Source organism: Ectothiorhodospira sp. PHS-1, assembly GCF_000225005.1.
Taxonomy (GTDB): Bacteria; Pseudomonadota; Gammaproteobacteria; order Ectothiorhodospirales; family Ectothiorhodospiraceae; genus Ectothiorhodospira.
The window spans coordinates 1-16283 of record NZ_AGBG01000013.1 but is presented as its reverse complement, the minus strand read 5'-3'; the positions used below and the strand labels follow the sequence as shown (position 1 = coordinate 16283).

At 64.3% G+C, this 16283-nt stretch carries 15 protein-coding genes; 5 read left to right on the top strand and 10 right to left on the bottom strand.

Going from position 1 to position 16283, the window contains the following annotated elements; genetic code table 11:
- The first annotated feature begins 13 nt into the window (after nt 1-13).
- On the top strand, nt 14-490 hold the full coding sequence (locus tag ECTPHS_RS07245; protein WP_008932062.1) for an NfeD family protein: 477 nt from the start codon (nt 14-16) through the stop codon (nt 488-490).
- Between the two features lie 33 nt (nt 491-523).
- Here the strand turns inward: ECTPHS_RS07245 and ECTPHS_RS07240 are convergent, their stop codons facing one another.
- The 3 genes from ECTPHS_RS07240 to ECTPHS_RS07230 form a co-directional block, all read right to left on the bottom strand.
- Nucleotides 524-1465 (bottom strand): sodium-dependent bicarbonate transport family permease, encoded by a 942-nt coding sequence (locus tag ECTPHS_RS07240; RefSeq protein WP_008932061.1) that lies wholly within the window; start codon nt 1463-1465, stop codon nt 524-526.
- A 76-nt stretch (nt 1466-1541) separates the two neighbouring features.
- Nucleotides 1542-1871 (bottom strand): SMR family transporter, encoded by a 330-nt coding sequence (locus ECTPHS_RS07235; RefSeq protein ID WP_008932060.1) that lies wholly within the window; start codon nt 1869-1871, stop codon nt 1542-1544.
- 46 nt (nt 1872-1917) lie between these two features.
- Nucleotides 1918-2259 carry an SMR family transporter gene (locus tag ECTPHS_RS07230; protein ID WP_040405425.1) on the bottom strand — a complete coding sequence of 114 codons (342 nt, stop codon included), beginning with the start codon at nt 2257-2259 and terminating at the stop codon, nt 1918-1920.
- 120 nt (nt 2260-2379) lie between these two features.
- Between ECTPHS_RS07230 and ECTPHS_RS07225 the strand changes: the two genes are divergently transcribed.
- Nucleotides 2380-3255 (top strand): LysR family transcriptional regulator, encoded by an 876-nt coding sequence (locus ECTPHS_RS07225; protein ID WP_008932058.1) that lies wholly within the window; start codon nt 2380-2382, stop codon nt 3253-3255.
- Nucleotides 3256-3552: 297 nt separating this feature from the next.
- A complete protein-coding gene (locus tag ECTPHS_RS07220) occupies nt 3553-4017 on the top strand; it encodes a YbjN domain-containing protein (RefSeq protein ID WP_008932057.1) in 465 nt (154 codons plus the stop codon).
- Between the two features lie 28 nt (nt 4018-4045).
- On the opposite strand, the gene ECTPHS_RS07215 is transcribed toward ECTPHS_RS07220, so the two are convergent.
- The 5 genes from ECTPHS_RS07215 to ECTPHS_RS07195 form a co-directional block, all read right to left on the bottom strand.
- A complete protein-coding gene (locus tag ECTPHS_RS07215) occupies nt 4046-5125 on the bottom strand; it encodes an NAD(P)-dependent alcohol dehydrogenase (RefSeq protein ID WP_008932056.1) in 1080 nt (359 codons plus the stop codon).
- A gap of 73 nt (nt 5126-5198) precedes the next feature.
- The gene (locus ECTPHS_RS07210; protein WP_008932055.1) at nt 5199-6125 is read right to left on the bottom strand and encodes an AEC family transporter; all 927 of its coding nucleotides are present in this window, start codon (nt 6123-6125) and stop codon (nt 5199-5201) included.
- Nucleotides 6126-6190: 65 nt separating this feature from the next.
- Entirely contained in the window at nt 6191-7636 is a 1446-nt protein-coding gene (gene lpdA / locus ECTPHS_RS07205) for a dihydrolipoyl dehydrogenase (RefSeq protein ID WP_008932054.1), read from the bottom strand.
- Between the two features lie 90 nt (nt 7637-7726).
- Nucleotides 7727-9034, bottom strand: coding sequence for a 2-oxoglutarate dehydrogenase complex dihydrolipoyllysine-residue succinyltransferase (gene odhB / locus ECTPHS_RS07200; protein ID WP_008932053.1), 1308 nt, complete (start codon nt 9032-9034; stop codon nt 7727-7729).
- 94 nt (nt 9035-9128) lie between these two features.
- Nucleotides 9129-11960 carry a 2-oxoglutarate dehydrogenase E1 component gene (locus tag ECTPHS_RS07195; RefSeq protein WP_008932052.1) on the bottom strand — a complete coding sequence of 944 codons (2832 nt, stop codon included), beginning with the start codon at nt 11958-11960 and terminating at the stop codon, nt 9129-9131.
- A 138-nt stretch (nt 11961-12098) separates the two neighbouring features.
- On the opposite strand from ECTPHS_RS07195, the gene uvrD reads away from it, so the two are divergent.
- Together uvrD and ECTPHS_RS07185 are read left to right on the top strand one after the other, a co-directional pair.
- A complete protein-coding gene (gene uvrD, locus ECTPHS_RS07190) occupies nt 12099-14285 on the top strand; it encodes a DNA helicase II (protein ID WP_008932051.1) in 2187 nt (728 codons plus the stop codon).
- A 28-nt stretch (nt 14286-14313) separates the two neighbouring features.
- Nucleotides 14314-15396 (top strand): TRAP transporter substrate-binding protein, encoded by a 1083-nt coding sequence (locus tag ECTPHS_RS07185; RefSeq protein WP_008932050.1) that lies wholly within the window; start codon nt 14314-14316, stop codon nt 15394-15396.
- 37 nt (nt 15397-15433) lie between these two features.
- Here the strand turns inward: ECTPHS_RS07185 and ECTPHS_RS07180 are convergent, their stop codons facing one another.
- Nucleotides 15434-15859 (bottom strand): HNH endonuclease family protein, encoded by a 426-nt coding sequence (locus ECTPHS_RS07180; RefSeq protein ID WP_008932049.1) that lies wholly within the window; start codon nt 15857-15859, stop codon nt 15434-15436.
- A 42-nt stretch (nt 15860-15901) separates the two neighbouring features.
- The coding region (gene tnpA / locus ECTPHS_RS07175) for an IS200/IS605 family transposase (RefSeq protein ID WP_040405423.1) at nt 15902-16283 on the bottom strand (382 nt) is incomplete at its 5' end.

The window sequence follows — 16283 nt, the reverse complement described above, 5'->3', positions numbered from 1 at the left end:
GGCAGGGCAGGCGATGTTGCAGACGCTGCTGACCAATCCCTGGTTCTGGCTGATCGCGGGGATGATCCTGATGGGGCTGGAGATCCTGATCCCCGGGGTGTTCCTGCTCTGGATCGGGCTGGGCGCCCTGATCTCCGCCATGTTCGTGGCCCTGTTGCCGGATCTGGCCTTTGCCTGGCATCTCATGGGTTTTTCCGTAACCATGCTCGGTGCCTGCGGCCTGGGGTTCTGGTTGCAGCGGCGGGGCAGGGCGGCCCAGGGTGACGCCCCGGTGATGAATCGGGAAATGGATGCCCTGCTCAACCGGGAATACATCGCCGCCACGGACTTCGTGGCGGGTCGGGGCCGGGTGAGGGTGGGGGATACCACCTATGCCGCCCAGGGGCCTGATGACGTGAAGGCCGGGGACCGGGTGTTGGCCTTTTCCCGCGACGGCATCCAGCTCCGGGTCAGGCCGCTGCACTCCGATGGTGGTGTCACGACCGGCTGATCATGGTCTTGACACGTCCCTTCGGGGGGTGCATCACACCCCCAGCCACTGCAGGATCTGGTGGTATAGGGGAATCCCCACGATCACGTTCACCGGGAAGGTGAGGCCCAGGGCGGCGAGCATGGCCAGACCGATGTTGGCATCGGGAATGGCGGCGCGAATGGCTGCCGGCGCCGCGATGTAGGAGGCGCTGGCGGTCAGTGCGGTGAGAATCAGCACGGAACCGGCGGGCAGATCCAGCAGCAGGCCCGTGACCATTCCGATGGCGCCCAGCAGGAACGGGGCGATCACGGCAAAGCACAGCAGACGCCAGTGCTGCCAGGGGATGGGGCGCAGGGTTTCGGCGGCCGTCAGCCCCATCTCCAGCAGGAACAGGGCCAGTACGACCTTGAAGGCGTTGGTGAGCAGATCCGTCACCGCGGCGCCTTCCTGAGGGCCGTAGAGCAGCCCGATGATCACCCCGCCCACCAGCAGGATCACCCCCCGGTTGGTCAGGGTTTCATGCCACAATCCCCGCATGCTGGCGGCCGTCTGGGCACCGCAGTAGCGGCGGTAGAGGATGATGGCCACCACGATGGCCGGCAGTTCCATCATCACCAGATACAGGGTCACTTCGGGGCTGATGGTCAGTTGCAACCCTTCCGCGAAGGCCAGGGCCACCGCAAAGGTCCCCGCGCTCACCGAGCCGTAATGGGCGGCCATGCTGGCACTGTCGGCCACTGACAGCCGGATCACCCGCATCAGCAGCGGCATGAGTATCAGCGGAATCAACGCCCCCAGCACCGCCACCGCCAGCAGATCCTGAATCACCGACACACTGACATTGCCATGAAGTGCCATACCCCCCTTCAGACCGATGGTGAGCATCAGCAGCAGGCTGAGGGTGTCGTAGGCGGCCTTGGGAATGGTCAGGTCGGACTTCACCAGACCGGCCACCAGGCCGAGCAGGAAGAACATCACCACAATATCGGGCATGGGCGTCGTCAGGTTGCTTGGGCTGGGGCGGAATTCTGAAGCCAACGGCCGCTGGATGCCAGTGCCGGGGCCGCAATCAGCCCGTCTTGATGACCACGATGGCTACCACCACCAGCAGGATGCCCGCCCAGCCGACGGCATTGAGCCGCTGTCCGAAGCACCAGAGTCCTCCCAGGGCGGTGCCCAGGATGCCCAGGGCTCCCCAGGTGGCATAGGCGATGGCCAGGTCCATGTAGCGGATTGCCTGGGCCAGAAGCGTGAACGCTCCCAGCACGAGCAGGATGGCCAGTATGCCCCAGAGTTTTTTGCGAAAGCCATTGGACAGGGTCAGCAGCAGGTTGGCCGCCACGTCCAGGGCCGCGGCAAGGGCCACCAGGGTGAAGGGCAGCAGGTGTGTGGCCGACATGGAAGGATGTCTCTCTCTTGGTTTGTGTCAGTCGGTTTTTGGTCAGTCAGGCTGACGCTTCAGGATGCTTTTCACCGGCATTGATCATGATGATCCCCACCACGGCCAGGCCCAGTCCGATCAGCTCCTGAGTGGACAGGGTGCTGCCGAACACCAGCAGGGACAGGGCCGTGATGAGGGTGATGCCCAACCCCTCCCACATCGCGAAGGCCACTCCCACAGGGATCTTTTTCACCGCAAAGCCCAGGAAAATGTAGGAAAAAATGATACATACGTACATGATCAGGTAGCCGGTGATGCCGACTCCCGAACTCAGAAAGTTCATGGTGCTGACACCGGATACCTCGGTCACGATGGCCAGCATCAGGAACATCCATGCCAATCTCATGGTCGATCTCCAAAGGGTGTGTGACCGGAGATGCTATTCGGTGACTGGGGATCTGGCATAATCGCTGAGCGTCGTAAAATCTGACGCATAAGTGTCCGTTCTTCTGCCCGTGGACCGCCCATGACCCTGGCCCAGATCCATGAGTTCGTTCTCGTTTGCCGCCACGGTTCCATTGCCGCCGCTGCCCGTGCCCTGGGCAAAAGCCGGGGGGCGGTGAGCATGGGGATTTCTGCACTGGAAGACCACCTTGGGGTGAGGCTGTTCGAACGCAGCGGCAATCAGGTAAAGCCGACCCCTGTCGGCGCAGACCTGCTGGATGACTGTCAGCGCATCGTCTCTCTGGCCCAGTCCCTGGAGCAGCGTTGCCGTCGTCATTTCCAGGGCGAGGAGCGGATACTGCGCATCGCCCGGGATGACGCCTTGCCCGAGGCCTTCTGGCGGGAGATCGTCATCCGCCTGTCGCGACGCTTCCCGAATCTGGATTTGTGCTTTGGGTTGTCCACCATGGCAGAGCTGGACGCCATGATCGCCAGCGGCGAAGTGGACCTGGGGATCGGCCTGCGGCGGGTATCCTCCAAGCCGTCGGCGTCGGAGACCGTGGTGCTCAGTCCGGTGCAGGTGATGATGGTGGCCGCCGCCGGCCATCCCCTGACCCTGCTGCAGCAGGTCTCGGAACAGGATCTGAAGGACTATCCCTTCATCGGGCAGGCGCACTTCACCGCCCAGGGACTGCGGGTGACGGACGGGCAGGCCGCCAGGCAGGTCGGTGTGAGCCATTTTGAACTGATGCGCGACATGGCGGCGGAAGGCATCGGCTGGACCTGGTTGCCCCAGCCCCTGGCCGCCGACGACCTGGAGACGGGGCGACTGATGATCCTGAGACATGTCGCCGCCGTACGGATGGATGAATACGTGGCCCTCAAATCCCGACATTATCGGGAGGGTCAGGTTACCGACTGGCTGCTGGGGCAGGTACGGGAGTATCTGCGCCGATGAGTATGCCGTCGGTGTAATTGGCCGAGAGCCCCGTACGGCGTTGATCAGGCGTGGCGTTGGAGTGGTTGCTTGGGTTGGTTCGGTTCGGATTATCAAACCCGGGGCCCCGAGTGATGACCGGGATGGATAAGCCGGTGAGTGGTTGAAACCCAAAGACGCCGTGCGATGACAGGGCCGGATCAGTCGGTGAATGGCTCATTGTTTTGGTGCGAGACGGTATATCATCTTATTTGAACGGCCTTGTCCGTGGGATGCCGCTCCCGGTAAGTCCATGATGGCCCTTTGAAGGAAACGCCCATGCTGAAACCATTGTTGATGAGTGCGGTCTTGCTGGCCGCGACCGGTACCCTGTCGGCGGCCGAGATCGTGGATGCGAAGGATCCGGAAAAGATCCGGCAGCTTGCCCAGGGATATGGTTCAGCGACCCTGACCACCGACAGTGTGGGTGACCCCATGATCCGCGGGCGCATCGACGGCACGGGCTACACCATCATGTTCTATGGGTGTTCGCAGAATCTCAATTGCAAGAACATTCAGTTCACCAGTGCCTGGCAGACCAATGGCCAGTACACGCTGGAAGACATGAACCAGTGGAACAGGGTTGCCCGTTTCGGCAAGGCCTATCTGGATGACGAGGGAGATCCCGTGCTGGAGATGAACGTGAACCTGGATTTCGGCGTCACCGGGCGCAACCTGGACGACACCCTGGACTGGTGGCGCGTGGCGTTGCTCAAGTTCCGCAGCGAGGTGCTGACGAAGTAGGCGTTGCATGACACGCGCCTTCCCCGGGTCAATGGGTGCTGATGGCCACCTTGAGCACCCCGTCGCGCTGATGGGAGAACAGGTCGTAGGCGTCTACGATCTGATCCAGGTGGTAGCGATGGGTGACCATCGGCCCCAGATCCAGGCGGCCGTTGGCGATGATCTGCATCAGTCGACGCATGCGTTCCTTGCCGCCCGGGCAGAGGGAGGTCACGATCTTGTGGTCACCCAGGCCGGCACAGAAGGCATCCAGGGGAATGGTCAGGTCGCTGGAGTAGACCCCCAGGCTGGACAGGGTGCCGCCCGGCTTGAGTACCCGCAGCGCCGCTTCAAAGGTAGACGGCAGGCCCAGTGCCTCGATGGAGGCGTCCACGCCGCGACCACCGGTCAGTTTCAGGATTTCCGACACCACATCCACCTTGCGAAAATCCAGTGTCACGTCGGCCCCCATCTGCCGTGACATCTGCAGGCGCTCATCAACACCATCCACGGCAATGATCATGCCGGCACCGCGCAGGCGGGCACCGGCAGTGGCACACAGGCCGATGGGGCCCTGGGCAAAGACGGCGACGATATCACCGATGCGGATATCCGCCGACTCGGCCCCGGCAAAGCCGGTGGACATGATGTCCGGGCACATGAGCACCTGCTCGTCGGTCAGTCCATCCGGCACCGGGCTCAGGTTGCCCTGGGCATCGGGCACCAGCAGGTACTCCGCCTGGGCGCCATCAATGGTGTTGCCGAAGCGCCAGCCACCCATGGGTTTGTAGCCATGGGCATGGTGTCCACCATCCTGGGCATAGCAATGGTCCTGGCAGGCGTAGGAGGTGAAACTGGGGCAGATGGCCCCCGCAATGACGCGCTGCCCTTCCGCGTATCCTTGCACGTTCGCCCCCAGCTTCTCGATGATCCCCACCGGTTCGTGACCTATCGTCAGGCCCTGGGCCACCGGATACTCACCCTTGAGGATGTGCACATCGGTACCGCAAATGGTGGTCGTAGTGATGCGTATCAGGGCATCGTTGGGTCCCACGGCGGGGATCGGTTTGTCCGTGATTTCAATACGGCCGGGTTCCACGAACACCGCGGCTTTCATCATGCTGGCCATGGCTCCACCTCCACGTCTGGACTCTTAATGAGTTAAGCAGAAAACCAGGGTGGTGGGGGCGACAGAACGGTCTCTATCCCCCCGGCATCAGCCACGTCACCATCACCGGGATGAATCCCAGCGCGAAGATCGTGCTGAGCAGGGTGGTGCCGGCGGCCTGCCGGGGGTGGATGTCCAGAAGGGTGGCGATGACCACGGTGTTGGCGGCGATGGGGGTGATGGAGAGCAGGAAGATGGCCTGATGAACGGCTAGGTCATAGATGCCCAGCCAGTGGGTGTCCACCCAGGCAAAGGCCAGGGCCAGCAGGGGCCAGCTGATGAATTTACCGGCAAAGGCCAGGAGGGTGAAGCGGGGATTGCCCGCCAGGCCCCGGAAGCTGAGGATGCTCATGCCGATGATCATCATGCCCAGGATGCTGTAGGCCCCGCGGAGGTTGTCGAACAGGGGTTGCAGCACCTCCGCGATGCCGACGCCGCTCAGGTTCAGGGCCGCGCCCAGCAGGAAGGCATAGAGGGAGGGCAGGCGGGAGACCTTGACCAGGCAGTCACGGATGCTGAAGCGCCCCCGCGCCGCCAGATAGAAACCCACGGAATGCTCGAACAGGGTGGTGCCCAGCATGCACAGGATGTACAGGCTCACACCTTCCGCGCCGAACAGCAGGAGGGCCACGGGAATGCCGAAATAGCCGCTGTTACCGGTGCCCACCGACAGGGGAATGAGCGCGGCAGTGTTGTCCCCCAGCCAGTGCCGAGCCAGGTACAGGTGGCTCAGGGCGATCAGGGTGCAGAAGCCGAAGACCATCACCGGCAGCAGCAGGACGCTGGGGCTCAGGGGGGCGTGCATGACCCCGCCAAAGATCACCGACGGGGTGATGATGTAGAGCATGATCCCGGCGATATGGCCGCCGCTGGCGTTGAGATAGCGCCCGGCCAGCCAGCCCAGCACGATGGTGATGTACAGGGGCAGCAGCTGGGTGAGCAGGGAGAAGGTGGCGGTCATGCAGGCAGGATAAGGCCCCGCCCCCCGGAGGGGGAGCGGGGCCGTCGGGAGGGAAGGTTCGGGTGTTAGCCCTTCTTGCCGGGCGGGATGTGCAGCGGATGGCCCAGGGTGGCCAGGGCGGCTTCGTGCACGGCCTCGGAGAGGGTGGGGTGGGCAAAGACGGTGCGGCCCAGATCCTCGCTGGAGGCCCCGAATTCCAGGGCGATGACACACTCGGCGATCAGCTCGGAGGCGCGGGAGCTGATCACATGGGCGCCCAGCAGACGGTCGGTGTCGGCGTGTGCCAGCAGTTTGACGAAGCCGGTGGTGTCCTCCATGGCCCGGGCCCGACCGGAGGCGGCAAACGGGAACACGCCCACGGAGTAGGGGATGCCCTTGTTCTTGAGTTCCTGCTCGGTCTTGCCCACCCAGGCGATCTCCGGGAGGGTGTAGATCACGCTGGGGATGGTCTCGTAGTTGAGGGTACTGCCCATGCCGGCGATGCGCTCGGCCACCATGACCCCTTCCTCGGAACCCTTGTGGGCCAGCATGGGGCCGCGCACCGCGTCGCCCACCGCATAGACGTTGGGCAGGGTGGTCTTGCAGTGGTCGTCCACATGGATGGCGCCGCGCTCGTCGATGAGCAGTTCCACCGGGCCGCTTACCAGGCCGTCGGTGGAGGGGCGGCGACCGACGCAGACCACCAGACGGTCGAAGCGCTCCTCGTGACGGCCCTGCTCGTCCTCGTACATGACGGTGACAGTGCCCTTGTCCTCGTCCACCTGGGTGTCGGTGACGCGGGCGGAGAGGCGGATGTCCAGTCCCTGCTTGCCGAAGATCTTCAGGGCCTCCTGGGAGACCTGGTCGTCGCAGAAGGAGAGGAAGCGGTCCTGGGCCTCCAGCACCACCACTTCGGACCCCAGGCGGCGCCAGACGCTGCCCAGCTCCAGGCCGATGACGCCGCCGCCGATCACGCCCAGGCGCTTGGGCACCTCGTCGAAGGCGAGGGCGCCGGTGGAATCGACGATGTACTTGCCGTCATAGGGGGCGCATTTGAGTTCCACCGAGTGGGAGCCCGGCGCCAGGATGATGTGTTCCGGCTCCAGGATCTCTTCCTTGCCGTCGTGGGAAGTGAAGCAGACCTTGCGCTCCCCCTGAAGCTGGCCCTGGCCCTTGAGCCAGGTGACCTTGTTGGCCTTGAACAGGCCCTGGATGCCCTGGGTGAGGTTGCCGATGAGGCGGTCCTTGCGGGACATCATGCCGGCCAGATCCAGTTCCACATCGCCCACATGCACGCCGTGGGTGCCCAGGTGTTTGCGGGTGTGTTCATACAGCTCCGAGGATTCCAGCAGGGCCTTGGAGGGGATGCAGCCCACGTTCAGGCAGGTGCCCCCCAGGCGCTCCTTGCCTGCGTCATCCCGCCAGCGGTCGATACAGGCAGTCTTGAGTCCGAGCTGGGCGCAACGGATGGCGGCCACATAGCCTGCCGGGCCGGCGCCGATCACTACTACGTCATAGTCCTGCTGTGCCATGGTCTGGCTCCTGATCTTCTTGTCTTGTGTTCATGTGGCCCGCGCCGTGCCTGAGGCCGGCGGACACGGGCATGGTTCAGGGTGTGATTCCTACACTTCCAGCAGCAGTCGGGCCGGGTCTTCCAGCATGTCCTTGATGGTCACCAGGAACTGCACGGCCTCGCGGCCGTCGACGATGCGGTGGTCGTAGGACAGGGCCAGGTACATCATGGGCCGGATCACCACCTGGCCGTTCTCGGCCATGGGCCGCTCCTGGATGCGGTGCATGCCCAGGATGGCGCTCTGGGGCGGGTTGATGATGGGGGTGGACAACAGCGAGCCGAAGACGCCGCCGTTGGAGATGGTGAAGGTGCCGCCGGTGAGGTCTTCCATGCCCAGGCTGCCCGCTTCGGCTTTCTTGCCGAAGTCGTTGATGGTGCGTTCAACATCCGACATGGTGAGGGTGTCCGTATCCCGCAGGATGGGGACCACCAGCCCCCGGGGCGCGGAGACGGCGATGCCGATGTCGAAATAGCCGTGGTAGACGATGTCCTTACCGTCGATGGAGGCGTTCACTTCGGGGAAGCGCTTGAGGGCCTCGGTGGCGGCCTTGACGAAGAAGGACATGAAGCCCAGGCGCACGCCGTGGCGTTTCTCGAAGCGGTCCTTGTACTGGGCCCGCAGGTCCATCACCGGCTTCATGTTCACCTCGTTGAAGGTGGTGAGCATGGCGGCGTTCTGCTGGGCTTCCACCAGGCGTTCCGCAATGCGCGCCCGCAGACGGGTCATGGGGACGCGTTTTTCGGGGCGGGCGCCGCTGGGTCCGGTGGACGGGGCCGGCGGCGGGGCGCTGGCGGGGGCTGGGGCGGCCTTGGTTGTGGGGGGCGGAGCCGCCGGCGCGGGTGCCTGGGCGGCTTCGGCCTCCAGGGTCTCCAGGTACTTGAGCACGTCTTCCTTGAGCAGGCGTCCGCCCTTGCCGGTGCCTTCGATCTCGGCCGGGTCCAGGCCGTGTTCGTTGACCAGGCGGCGTACCGCCGGACTCAGGGCCGGGTCATCATCACCCGCATCGGTGGCGTCCCGTCCCGCGCCGACGGTGTCCGGCTGCTTCGCGGCCTTGGCGGTGTCCTTGTCGCCATTATCCTTGGCGGCCTTTTTCTTGCCGCCACCCTTGCCGCCCTTGCCGGCCTTTTCCAGGTGGGCGATCACCTGTCCGGCGGTGACGATGGCGCCTTCCTGCTCAATGATCTCCCCCATCACCCCGTCCTCGGGGGCGGGAACTTCCAGCACCACCTTGTCGGTTTCGATATCGACCAGTATCTCGTCCCGCTTGACCTCGTCTCCGGGTTGCTTGTGCCAGCTGACGATGGTGGCATCCGAGACGGACTCGGGGAGTTGCGGGATCTTGACCTCAGTACTCATGGCGTGTGTGTCCTTATTGGTTCCGGCCTCGGGGCATGGGCGCGGTCCGCACCCGTTGGCCCCCTGTGTGTCTCTTGCCCTGGTGGTGGCCAGGTCAGTTCTGGCGCAGGGCCCGTTCGATCAGGGCTTCCTGTTGCTTCACGTGAACGTCCAGGTGGCCCACTGCCGGTGAGGCGGAGGCAGGCCGGGTGACATGCTGCAGGTAGCGATCTTCGCCCAGCAGGGCGCGGATGTGGTGCTGGCTGGAGTACCAGGCGCCCTGGTTGAGGGGCTCTTCCTGGACCCAGTAGAACTCGGTGGCATTGGGGTATTGTGCCAGGATCCGGCTCAGTTCCTCTTCCGGGAAGGGATAGAGCTGCTCCAGGCGCAGGATGGCGATGCCGTGTTTCTCCTCGGCGCGGCGCCGCTCCAGCAGGTCGTAGTAGACCTTGCCGGCGCAGAGCACGATTCGGGTGACGCCCTGGGGATCCAGTTCGTCGATCTCGTCGATGACGTTCTCGAAGCATCCTTCGGTGAGGGATTCCAGGGTGCTTACCGCCAGTTTGTGGCGCAGCAGGCTCTTGGGCGTCATCACGATCAGCGGCTTGCGGTAGGGCCGGATCATCTGACGCCGCAGCAGGTGGAAGATCTGCGCCGGGGTGGAGGGGACGCAGACCTGCATGTTGTGCTGGGCGCACAGCTGCAGATAGCGTTCCAGACGGGCGGAGGAGTGTTCCGGACCCTGGCCTTCATAGCCGTGGGGCAGCAGCATCACCAGGCCGCACAGACGTGCCCATTTCTGTTCGCCGGAGCTGATGAACTGGTCGATCACCACCTGGGCACCGTTGGCAAAATCGCCGAACTGGGCCTCCCACAGGGTCAGGGTGTTGGGGGCCGCGGTGGCGTAGCCGAACTCGAAGGCCAGTACGGCCTCTTCCGATAGCAGGGAGTCGATGACCAGGAATTCCTCCTGGTTCTCGGCCAGGTTGCGCAGCGGTATCCAGCGGTTGCCGTCGCGCTGGTTGAAGAGCACGGCGTGACGATGGAAGAAGGTGCCGCGGCCGCTGTCCTGCCCCGTCAGCCGCACCGGGTAGCCCTCGGTGACCAGACTGGCGTAGGCGGAGACTTCGGCAAAGCCCCAGTCCAGAGGCAGGGAGCCGGCGGCCATCTTGCGCCGGTCGTCCATGATCTTGGCTACCCGGGGGTGCAGCTCGAAGCCCTCGGGCAGGTCCACCATGCGCCGCCACAACCCGCGCAGGGTATCCAGGCCGACCCGGGTCTCGGTGGGCTCCCGCCAGTCCCGGTCGAGGAAGGGCTTCCAGTCCACCGCCTTGTCGTAGGAGGACTCGGACTTGTCGATGATGAAGGGCATCAGGCTGGTGCCGGCATCCAGGCGGGTGCGGCAGGAGGCTTCCATGGCCCGGGCTTCTTCCCCGTCGAGGATGCCCTGCTGTTCCAGCCGCTCCGCGTAGCGGGCGCGGGTGGTGGGCATGGACTTGATGCGCTGGTACATGACGGGCTGGGTGGCGGACGGCTCATCGGCCTCGTTGTGACCATGCCGCCGGTAGCAGACCAGGTCGATGACCACGTCCTTCTTGAAGGTCATCCGGTAGTCCAGGGCGATGCGGGTGGCAAACAGCACCATCTCCGGGTCGTCGCCGTTCACGTGCAGGATGGGGGCGTTCACCATCTTGGCCACGTCGGTGCAATAGGGGGTGGAGCGGGCATCCCTGAGGGTGCTGGTGGTGAAACCGATCTGGTTGTTGATGACGATGTGCACCGTGCCCTTGGTGGAGAAGCCCCGGGTCTGGGACATGTTCAGGGTTTCCATCACCACGCCCTGACCGGCAAAGGCGGCATCGCCGTGGATCACCACCGGCAGCACCTCGTCTCCGTCCCGGTCGTCACGGCGGGTCTGCCGGGCACGCACCGAGCCCTCCACCACCGGTCCCACGATTTCCAGGTGGGAGGGGTTGAAGGCCAGGGCCAGATGCATGGGACCGCCGGGAGTCTGGATGTCGGAGGAGAAGCCCATGTGGTATTTCACATCGCCGGTGCCGGGGTGGCGGCGGCCGGTACCCTCGAATTCCTGGAACAGCTCCGCCGGGGATTTGCCCAGGATGTTCACCAGCACGTTCAGGCGGCCCCGGTGGGCCATGCCCATGACCATCTCCCGAACCCCCTGCTCACCACCGCGCCGGATCAACTCGTCCAGCATGGGAATCAGGCTCTCGCCCCCTTCCAGGGAGAAGCGTTTCTGGCCCACGTAGCGATTGTGGAGATAGCGCTCCAGACCTTCGGCGGCGGTAAGACGATCCAGGATGTAGCGCTTGCGATCGGCGGTGAAGCCGGGTTCACCGCGCACCTGCTCCAGGCGTTCCTGCAGCCAGCGTTTTTCGGTGGTCTCGGTGATGTGCATGTATTCAGCACCCAGGGTCTTGCAATAGGTGCTCTTGAGGATGCGGGTGATCTCCCGCAGGGAGGCCTCCTTCGGGCCGAACAGGGATCCGGTGTTGAAGACGGTGTCCAGATCGCCTTCCGAGAGTTCGTGATGTTCCAGGGTCAGTTCCGGCAGGGCGCTGGCGGGTTCATACAGGCCCAGCGGGTCCAGGTCCGCCTGCAGGTGGCCCAGGAAGCGATGGGCATTGATGTACTGAAGTACCCGGACCTGCTTGCGTTCATGTTCCAGGCTGCCCATGGGCAGGCCGCGCTGGGTGCCGGCCTCGGCCATCTGGCGGAATTCATCGCGGATCCGGCTGTGGATGACCTGGGGCTCCCGGCCGGCTCGGGTCATATCCTCGAAATAGGTTCGCCAGGCTTGTGACACCTGCTGGGGGTCTTCCAGGTAGGTCTCGTAGAGCTGGTCCAGGTAGGCGGCATTCCCGGCATCCAGATGGGAGGTGTTCCATTGGGCCTGCATGTCGCGGGTTTGGGTCGCTTTGGTCATCGGCGCGTCCGCTGGTGGCGTGAATAGCGTGAGTTTATGGTTTCGGGGGTCCCTATATATGTAGACCTTTCCGGCGTTCTATCCAAGAGGAATCACCCCCGGATTCACCCGGCCACGGGTTTTGATAGACTCCCCCGGATGGATGCTGCTCCCCTGCTTGAATCACTCAACGAAGCCCAGCGCGAAGCGGTGGGCAGTCCCTGCGGCCCTCTGCTGGTGCTGGCCGGTGCCGGCAGCGGCAAGACCCGCGTCCTGGTCCATCGGGTGGCCTGGCTGATCCAGGTGGAGGGACTCTCGCCCCACAGTATCCTCGCCGTGACCTTCACCAACAAGGCCGCCGGTGAGATGCGCGGGCGGCTGGAGAGCCTGCTGGGCATCCCGCCCCGGGGACTGTGGGTGGGGACCTTCCACGGTCTGGCCCATCGCCTGCTGCGTACCCACTGGCGCGAGGCCGGCCTACCGCAAGCCTTTCAGATCCTCGATTCGGAGGATCAGTTCCGCCTGGTGAAGCGGGTACTCAAATCCCTGGAGCTGGACGAGGCCCGCTGGGTGCCCCGGCAGATGCAGTGGTACATCAACAGCCGCAAGGATGAAGGGGTACGGCCCGAACACATGCAGGACACCGGCGATCCGGTGAACCGGCAGATGATTCGCATCTACAGCGCCTACGAGGCCGCCTGCCGTCGCGCCGGGGTGGTGGATTTCGCCGAATTGCTGCTGCGCAGCCTGGAGCTGTTGCGGGACAACCCCGACCTGCTGGAACACTATCGCCATCGCTTCCGCCATATCCTGGTGGACGAGTTCCAGGATACCAATGCGATCCAGTATGCCTGGCTGCGACTGCTGGCGGGTGAGCGCACGCCGGTGTTTGCCGTCGGCGACGACGATCAGTCCATCTACGGCTGGCGCGGTGCCCGCATCGAACATATCCAGAAGTTCTGCCGTGACTTTCCGGGTGCCCGCACCGTGCGCCTGGAGCAGAATTACCGCTCCACCGGGACCATTCTCCAGGCCGCCAATGCCCTGATCCGCAACAACGGTGAGCGTCTGGGCAAGGAGCTGTGGACCGAGGATGCCGCCGGCGCTCCGGTCACCCTTTATGCGGCTTACAATGAATATGACGAGTCCCGCTTCGTGCTGGACCAGATCCGTGCCTGGCGGGCGGCGGGTGGCGCCTGTCGCGACGTGGCCATTCTCTACCGGTCCAATGCCCAGTCCCGGGTGTTCGAGGAAATCCTGATCCAGGCCGCCGTGCCCTACCGCGTCTATGGCGGGCTGCGCTTTTTCGAACGGGCGGAAATCAAGGACGCCCTGGGGTATCTGCGCCTGGTGGAAAACCGGGCGGATGACACCGCCCTGGAGCGGATCATCAACCAGCCGGCCCGGGGGTTGGGAGAGCGGACCCTGGCCCTGATCCGGGAGCAGGCCCGTGAACAGGGCAGCAGCCTGTGGGCAGCCGCTGAACATCTGTTGTCGCAGGGGACCCTGACCGCCCGCGCCGGCAATGCCCTGCGCGGCTTCATGCAACGGATCGATGCCATGCAGCAGGCCTGTCAGGGCATCGAACTCCACGAACAGGTGGAACATGTGGTGGCCCATTCCGGTCTGAGGGAACACTATGCCCAGGAGAAGGGTGAAAAGGCCCAGACCCGGCTGGACAACCTGGACGAACTGGTCAGTGCCGCCAGGGGCTTCGTGCCCGATGGCGAGGCCCAGGGAGACATGTCGCCCCTGACCGCCTTTCTCTCCCATGCCGCCCTGGAGGCGGGGGAAGGGGAGGCGGACCCCTGGGAGGACTGCATCCAGCTCATGACCCTGCATTCCGCCAAGGGGCTGGAGTTTCCGCTGGTGTTCCTGGTGGGCATGGAGGAGGGGCTGTTTCCCCATCGCATGTCCCTGGACGAACCCGGGCGTCTGGAAGAGGAGCGGCGACTGGCCTACGTGGGCATCACCCGCGCCTGTCGCCGGTTGGTGATGAGCTACGCGGAGACCCGTCGGCTGCACGGCCGGGAGACCTATAACGCCCCCTCCCGCTTTGTTGGGGAGCTGCCGGCCGAACTGCTGGAGGATGTCCGGCCCCGGGCCATGATCCGGCGTCCGATGCCCGAGAGTCCGGCCCGGCCCCCGGCGCGTCCATCCCCGTTCCGAGCACCGGCGCAGGAGGGTGGGCTGGCCATGGGCGCCAGGGTGCGTCATCCCAAGTTCGGAGAGGGGGTGATCACCGACCTGGAAGGGCAGGGCAAGTCGGCCCGGGTCCAGGTAAGATTTGCCGGCCAGGGCAGCAAGTGGCTAGTGGTGGGCTTTGCCAAGCTTGAGCCCATCTGACTGAGAGCACACAGAACCGAGGTCATCCATGCATCGACGGGATTTCCTGGGCAAGGCCGCCCTTACCGCCCTCGCGGCTGGCGGCGCCCTGACCGGTTGCGGTATTCCCCAGGGGAGTGAAACTTCGGCGCCGGACACCGGCCGTCGCTTCCACTGGCGCATGATCACGGCCTGGCCCCATGAGTCTCCCGGCCTGGGGGGCGGTGCGCAGCTACTGGCGCGAACCCTTCACGAGCTGTCCGACGGTCGCATTCAGGTCCGGATCTTCGCGGCGGATGATCTGGTGTCGCCCTTCGAGATCTTCGGGGCGGTCTCCCGCGGTGCCGCCGAGATCGGTCACGGTGCCGCCCATTACTGGCAGGGCCTGAGCGGTGCCGCGCAGTTCTTCACCGCGGTGCCGTTCGGCATGGGCGCCCTGGAGACCCAGGCCTGGCTGCATGCGGGTGGCGGTCTGGAGCTCTGGCGGGACCTGTACCGTCCCTTTGACGTGATCCCCTTTCCCTGCGGCAACACCGGTGCCCAGATGGGGGGCTGGTTCCGGCGCGAGATCCGGACCATCGAAGACTTCCGGGGGCTGCGCATCCGTGCCGTGGGGCTGGGGGCCGAGGTCCTGCGGCGCGCCGGTGCCGAGGTGATCCGGCTGCCCGGTGACGATCTGCCGGAGGCCATGCAGTCGGGGCTGCTGGAGGCGGCCGAGTGGATGGGGCCTTACGAGGACATGGCGCTGGGACTGCATCGCCAGGCGCCCTATTACTACCACCCGGGCTGGCAGGCCCCCGGTTCCCAGGTGGAGGCCCTGATCAATCGGGACGCCTACGAGGCCCTGCCCCAGCATCTTCAGATTGCCGTGGCCCAGGCCTGCCGCCTGGCCGGCGAGCAGATGATCCATGAATTCCTGGCCCGCAATCAGCAGACCCTGGATCGACTGGTGAGTGAACACGGGGTTCAGTTGCGGCGTTTCCCGGATACGGTGCTGGACGGTCTGCGCCGGCTGACCCAGGACATGCTGCTGGAAATGACGGCAGACGACCCCTTCATCCGCCGGGTTCATGCCTCCTACATGGGGTTCGAGTCGGAGATGGTCCGCTGGAAGGAGATTCACTCGATTTGACCGTGCTGGATCCTTCCATGCTGGGAGACGGAAGCCATCAATGGACTTTCCACACGGTCGCTGCCAATTCCGCCAATCTCTTCTGGCGGGCCTCAATTCTGCCCTCGTCCCAGTCCTCGTAGTGTTCGGCGACACTACGGGTGATCTGAAACTGGCTGTTGCGGTACGCCTCCCGTTTGACATCATAGCCAACATTGCCAAGATCGCGGTTGGCGCCAGTTTCCATGGGGGTCATGTTGCCCAAGCGGTAGATGCTTCGCTCCTGCTGGCTTTCATTCATGTGGTTCCATGCCTCGGAAGGACTTTCCGGCAGGATGTGATCCAGATTGTAGGCGCTACTTTCAAAGTCAAAATCCTGCCCGGACCGCTGCTTTTCCAGTGCAAATAGAATGTATCTCACCACTTTCTTGTTGCGGCTGTTGGTGGTCTTCAGCGACTTGCTGGTGAAGGCGGCCTTGAACATTTCCCCGCGCATTCCCCCTGCTAGGCGTTAGCCAGGAGGGGGTCAAGCGGGGTTTCTTTTGAGGGGTTTGGTGCCTTGTGATTCCACATAGGCCCGAACCGTCTCCAGGGATACCCCACCGACAGAGCCAACGTAATAGGCGCGGTGCCAAAACATCGGTTTCCAATAAAACGCCGCCAAGTGCTCGGCAAAACGATTGCAGGCGCGGCGGGCGCTGGCTGTCTTGAGATTGTTGACCAGCGTGGAAAGGTTCAATGCCGGATGGATCGCTATCAGCAGGTGAACGTGATCAGCCTCGCCACCAAATTCGATCAGTTCACAACGCCATGCCGCCAGGATCTCCGAAAACGCCCCCTCCAGGTAGTCCCTCAGCTCTTCATGCAGGCAAGGGCGACGGTACTTGGTCACAAAAACAACATGCAGC

What these genes read in the sequence shown, in the direction of transcription:
- ECTPHS_RS07230 (WP_040405425.1), bottom strand. Translation starts at nt 2,259, where the DNA reads ATGAGATTGGCATGGATGTTCCTGATGCTGGCCATCGTGACCGAGGTA.
- uvrD (WP_008932051.1), top strand. Translation starts at nt 12,099, where the DNA reads ATGGATGCTGCTCCCCTGCTTGAATCACTCAACGAAGCCCAGCGCGAA.
- ECTPHS_RS07180 (WP_008932049.1), bottom strand. Translation starts at nt 15,859, where the DNA reads ATGTTCAAGGCCGCCTTCACCAGCAAGTCGCTGAAGACCACCAACAGC.
- ECTPHS_RS07215 (WP_008932056.1), bottom strand. Translation starts at nt 5,125, where the DNA reads ATGGCCAGCATGATGAAAGCCGCGGTGTTCGTGGAACCCGGCCGTATT.
- ECTPHS_RS07185 (WP_008932050.1), top strand. Translation starts at nt 14,314, where the DNA reads ATGCATCGACGGGATTTCCTGGGCAAGGCCGCCCTTACCGCCCTCGCG.
- ECTPHS_RS07235 (WP_008932060.1), bottom strand. Translation starts at nt 1,871, where the DNA reads ATGTCGGCCACACACCTGCTGCCCTTCACCCTGGTGGCCCTTGCCGCG.
- ECTPHS_RS07210 (WP_008932055.1), bottom strand. Translation starts at nt 6,125, where the DNA reads ATGACCGCCACCTTCTCCCTGCTCACCCAGCTGCTGCCCCTGTACATC.
- ECTPHS_RS07195 (WP_008932052.1), bottom strand. Translation starts at nt 11,960, where the DNA reads ATGACCAAAGCGACCCAAACCCGCGACATGCAGGCCCAATGGAACACC.
- ECTPHS_RS07245 (WP_008932062.1), top strand. Translation starts at nt 14, where the DNA reads ATGTTGCAGACGCTGCTGACCAATCCCTGGTTCTGGCTGATCGCGGGG.
- ECTPHS_RS07240 (WP_008932061.1), bottom strand. Translation starts at nt 1,465, where the DNA reads ATGCCCGATATTGTGGTGATGTTCTTCCTGCTCGGCCTGGTGGCCGGT.
- ECTPHS_RS07225 (WP_008932058.1), top strand. Translation starts at nt 2,380, where the DNA reads ATGACCCTGGCCCAGATCCATGAGTTCGTTCTCGTTTGCCGCCACGGT.
- lpdA (WP_008932054.1), bottom strand. Translation starts at nt 7,636, where the DNA reads ATGGCACAGCAGGACTATGACGTAGTAGTGATCGGCGCCGGCCCGGCA.
- ECTPHS_RS07220 (WP_008932057.1), top strand. Translation starts at nt 3,553, where the DNA reads ATGCTGAAACCATTGTTGATGAGTGCGGTCTTGCTGGCCGCGACCGGT.
- odhB (WP_008932053.1), bottom strand. Translation starts at nt 9,034, where the DNA reads ATGAGTACTGAGGTCAAGATCCCGCAACTCCCCGAGTCCGTCTCGGAT.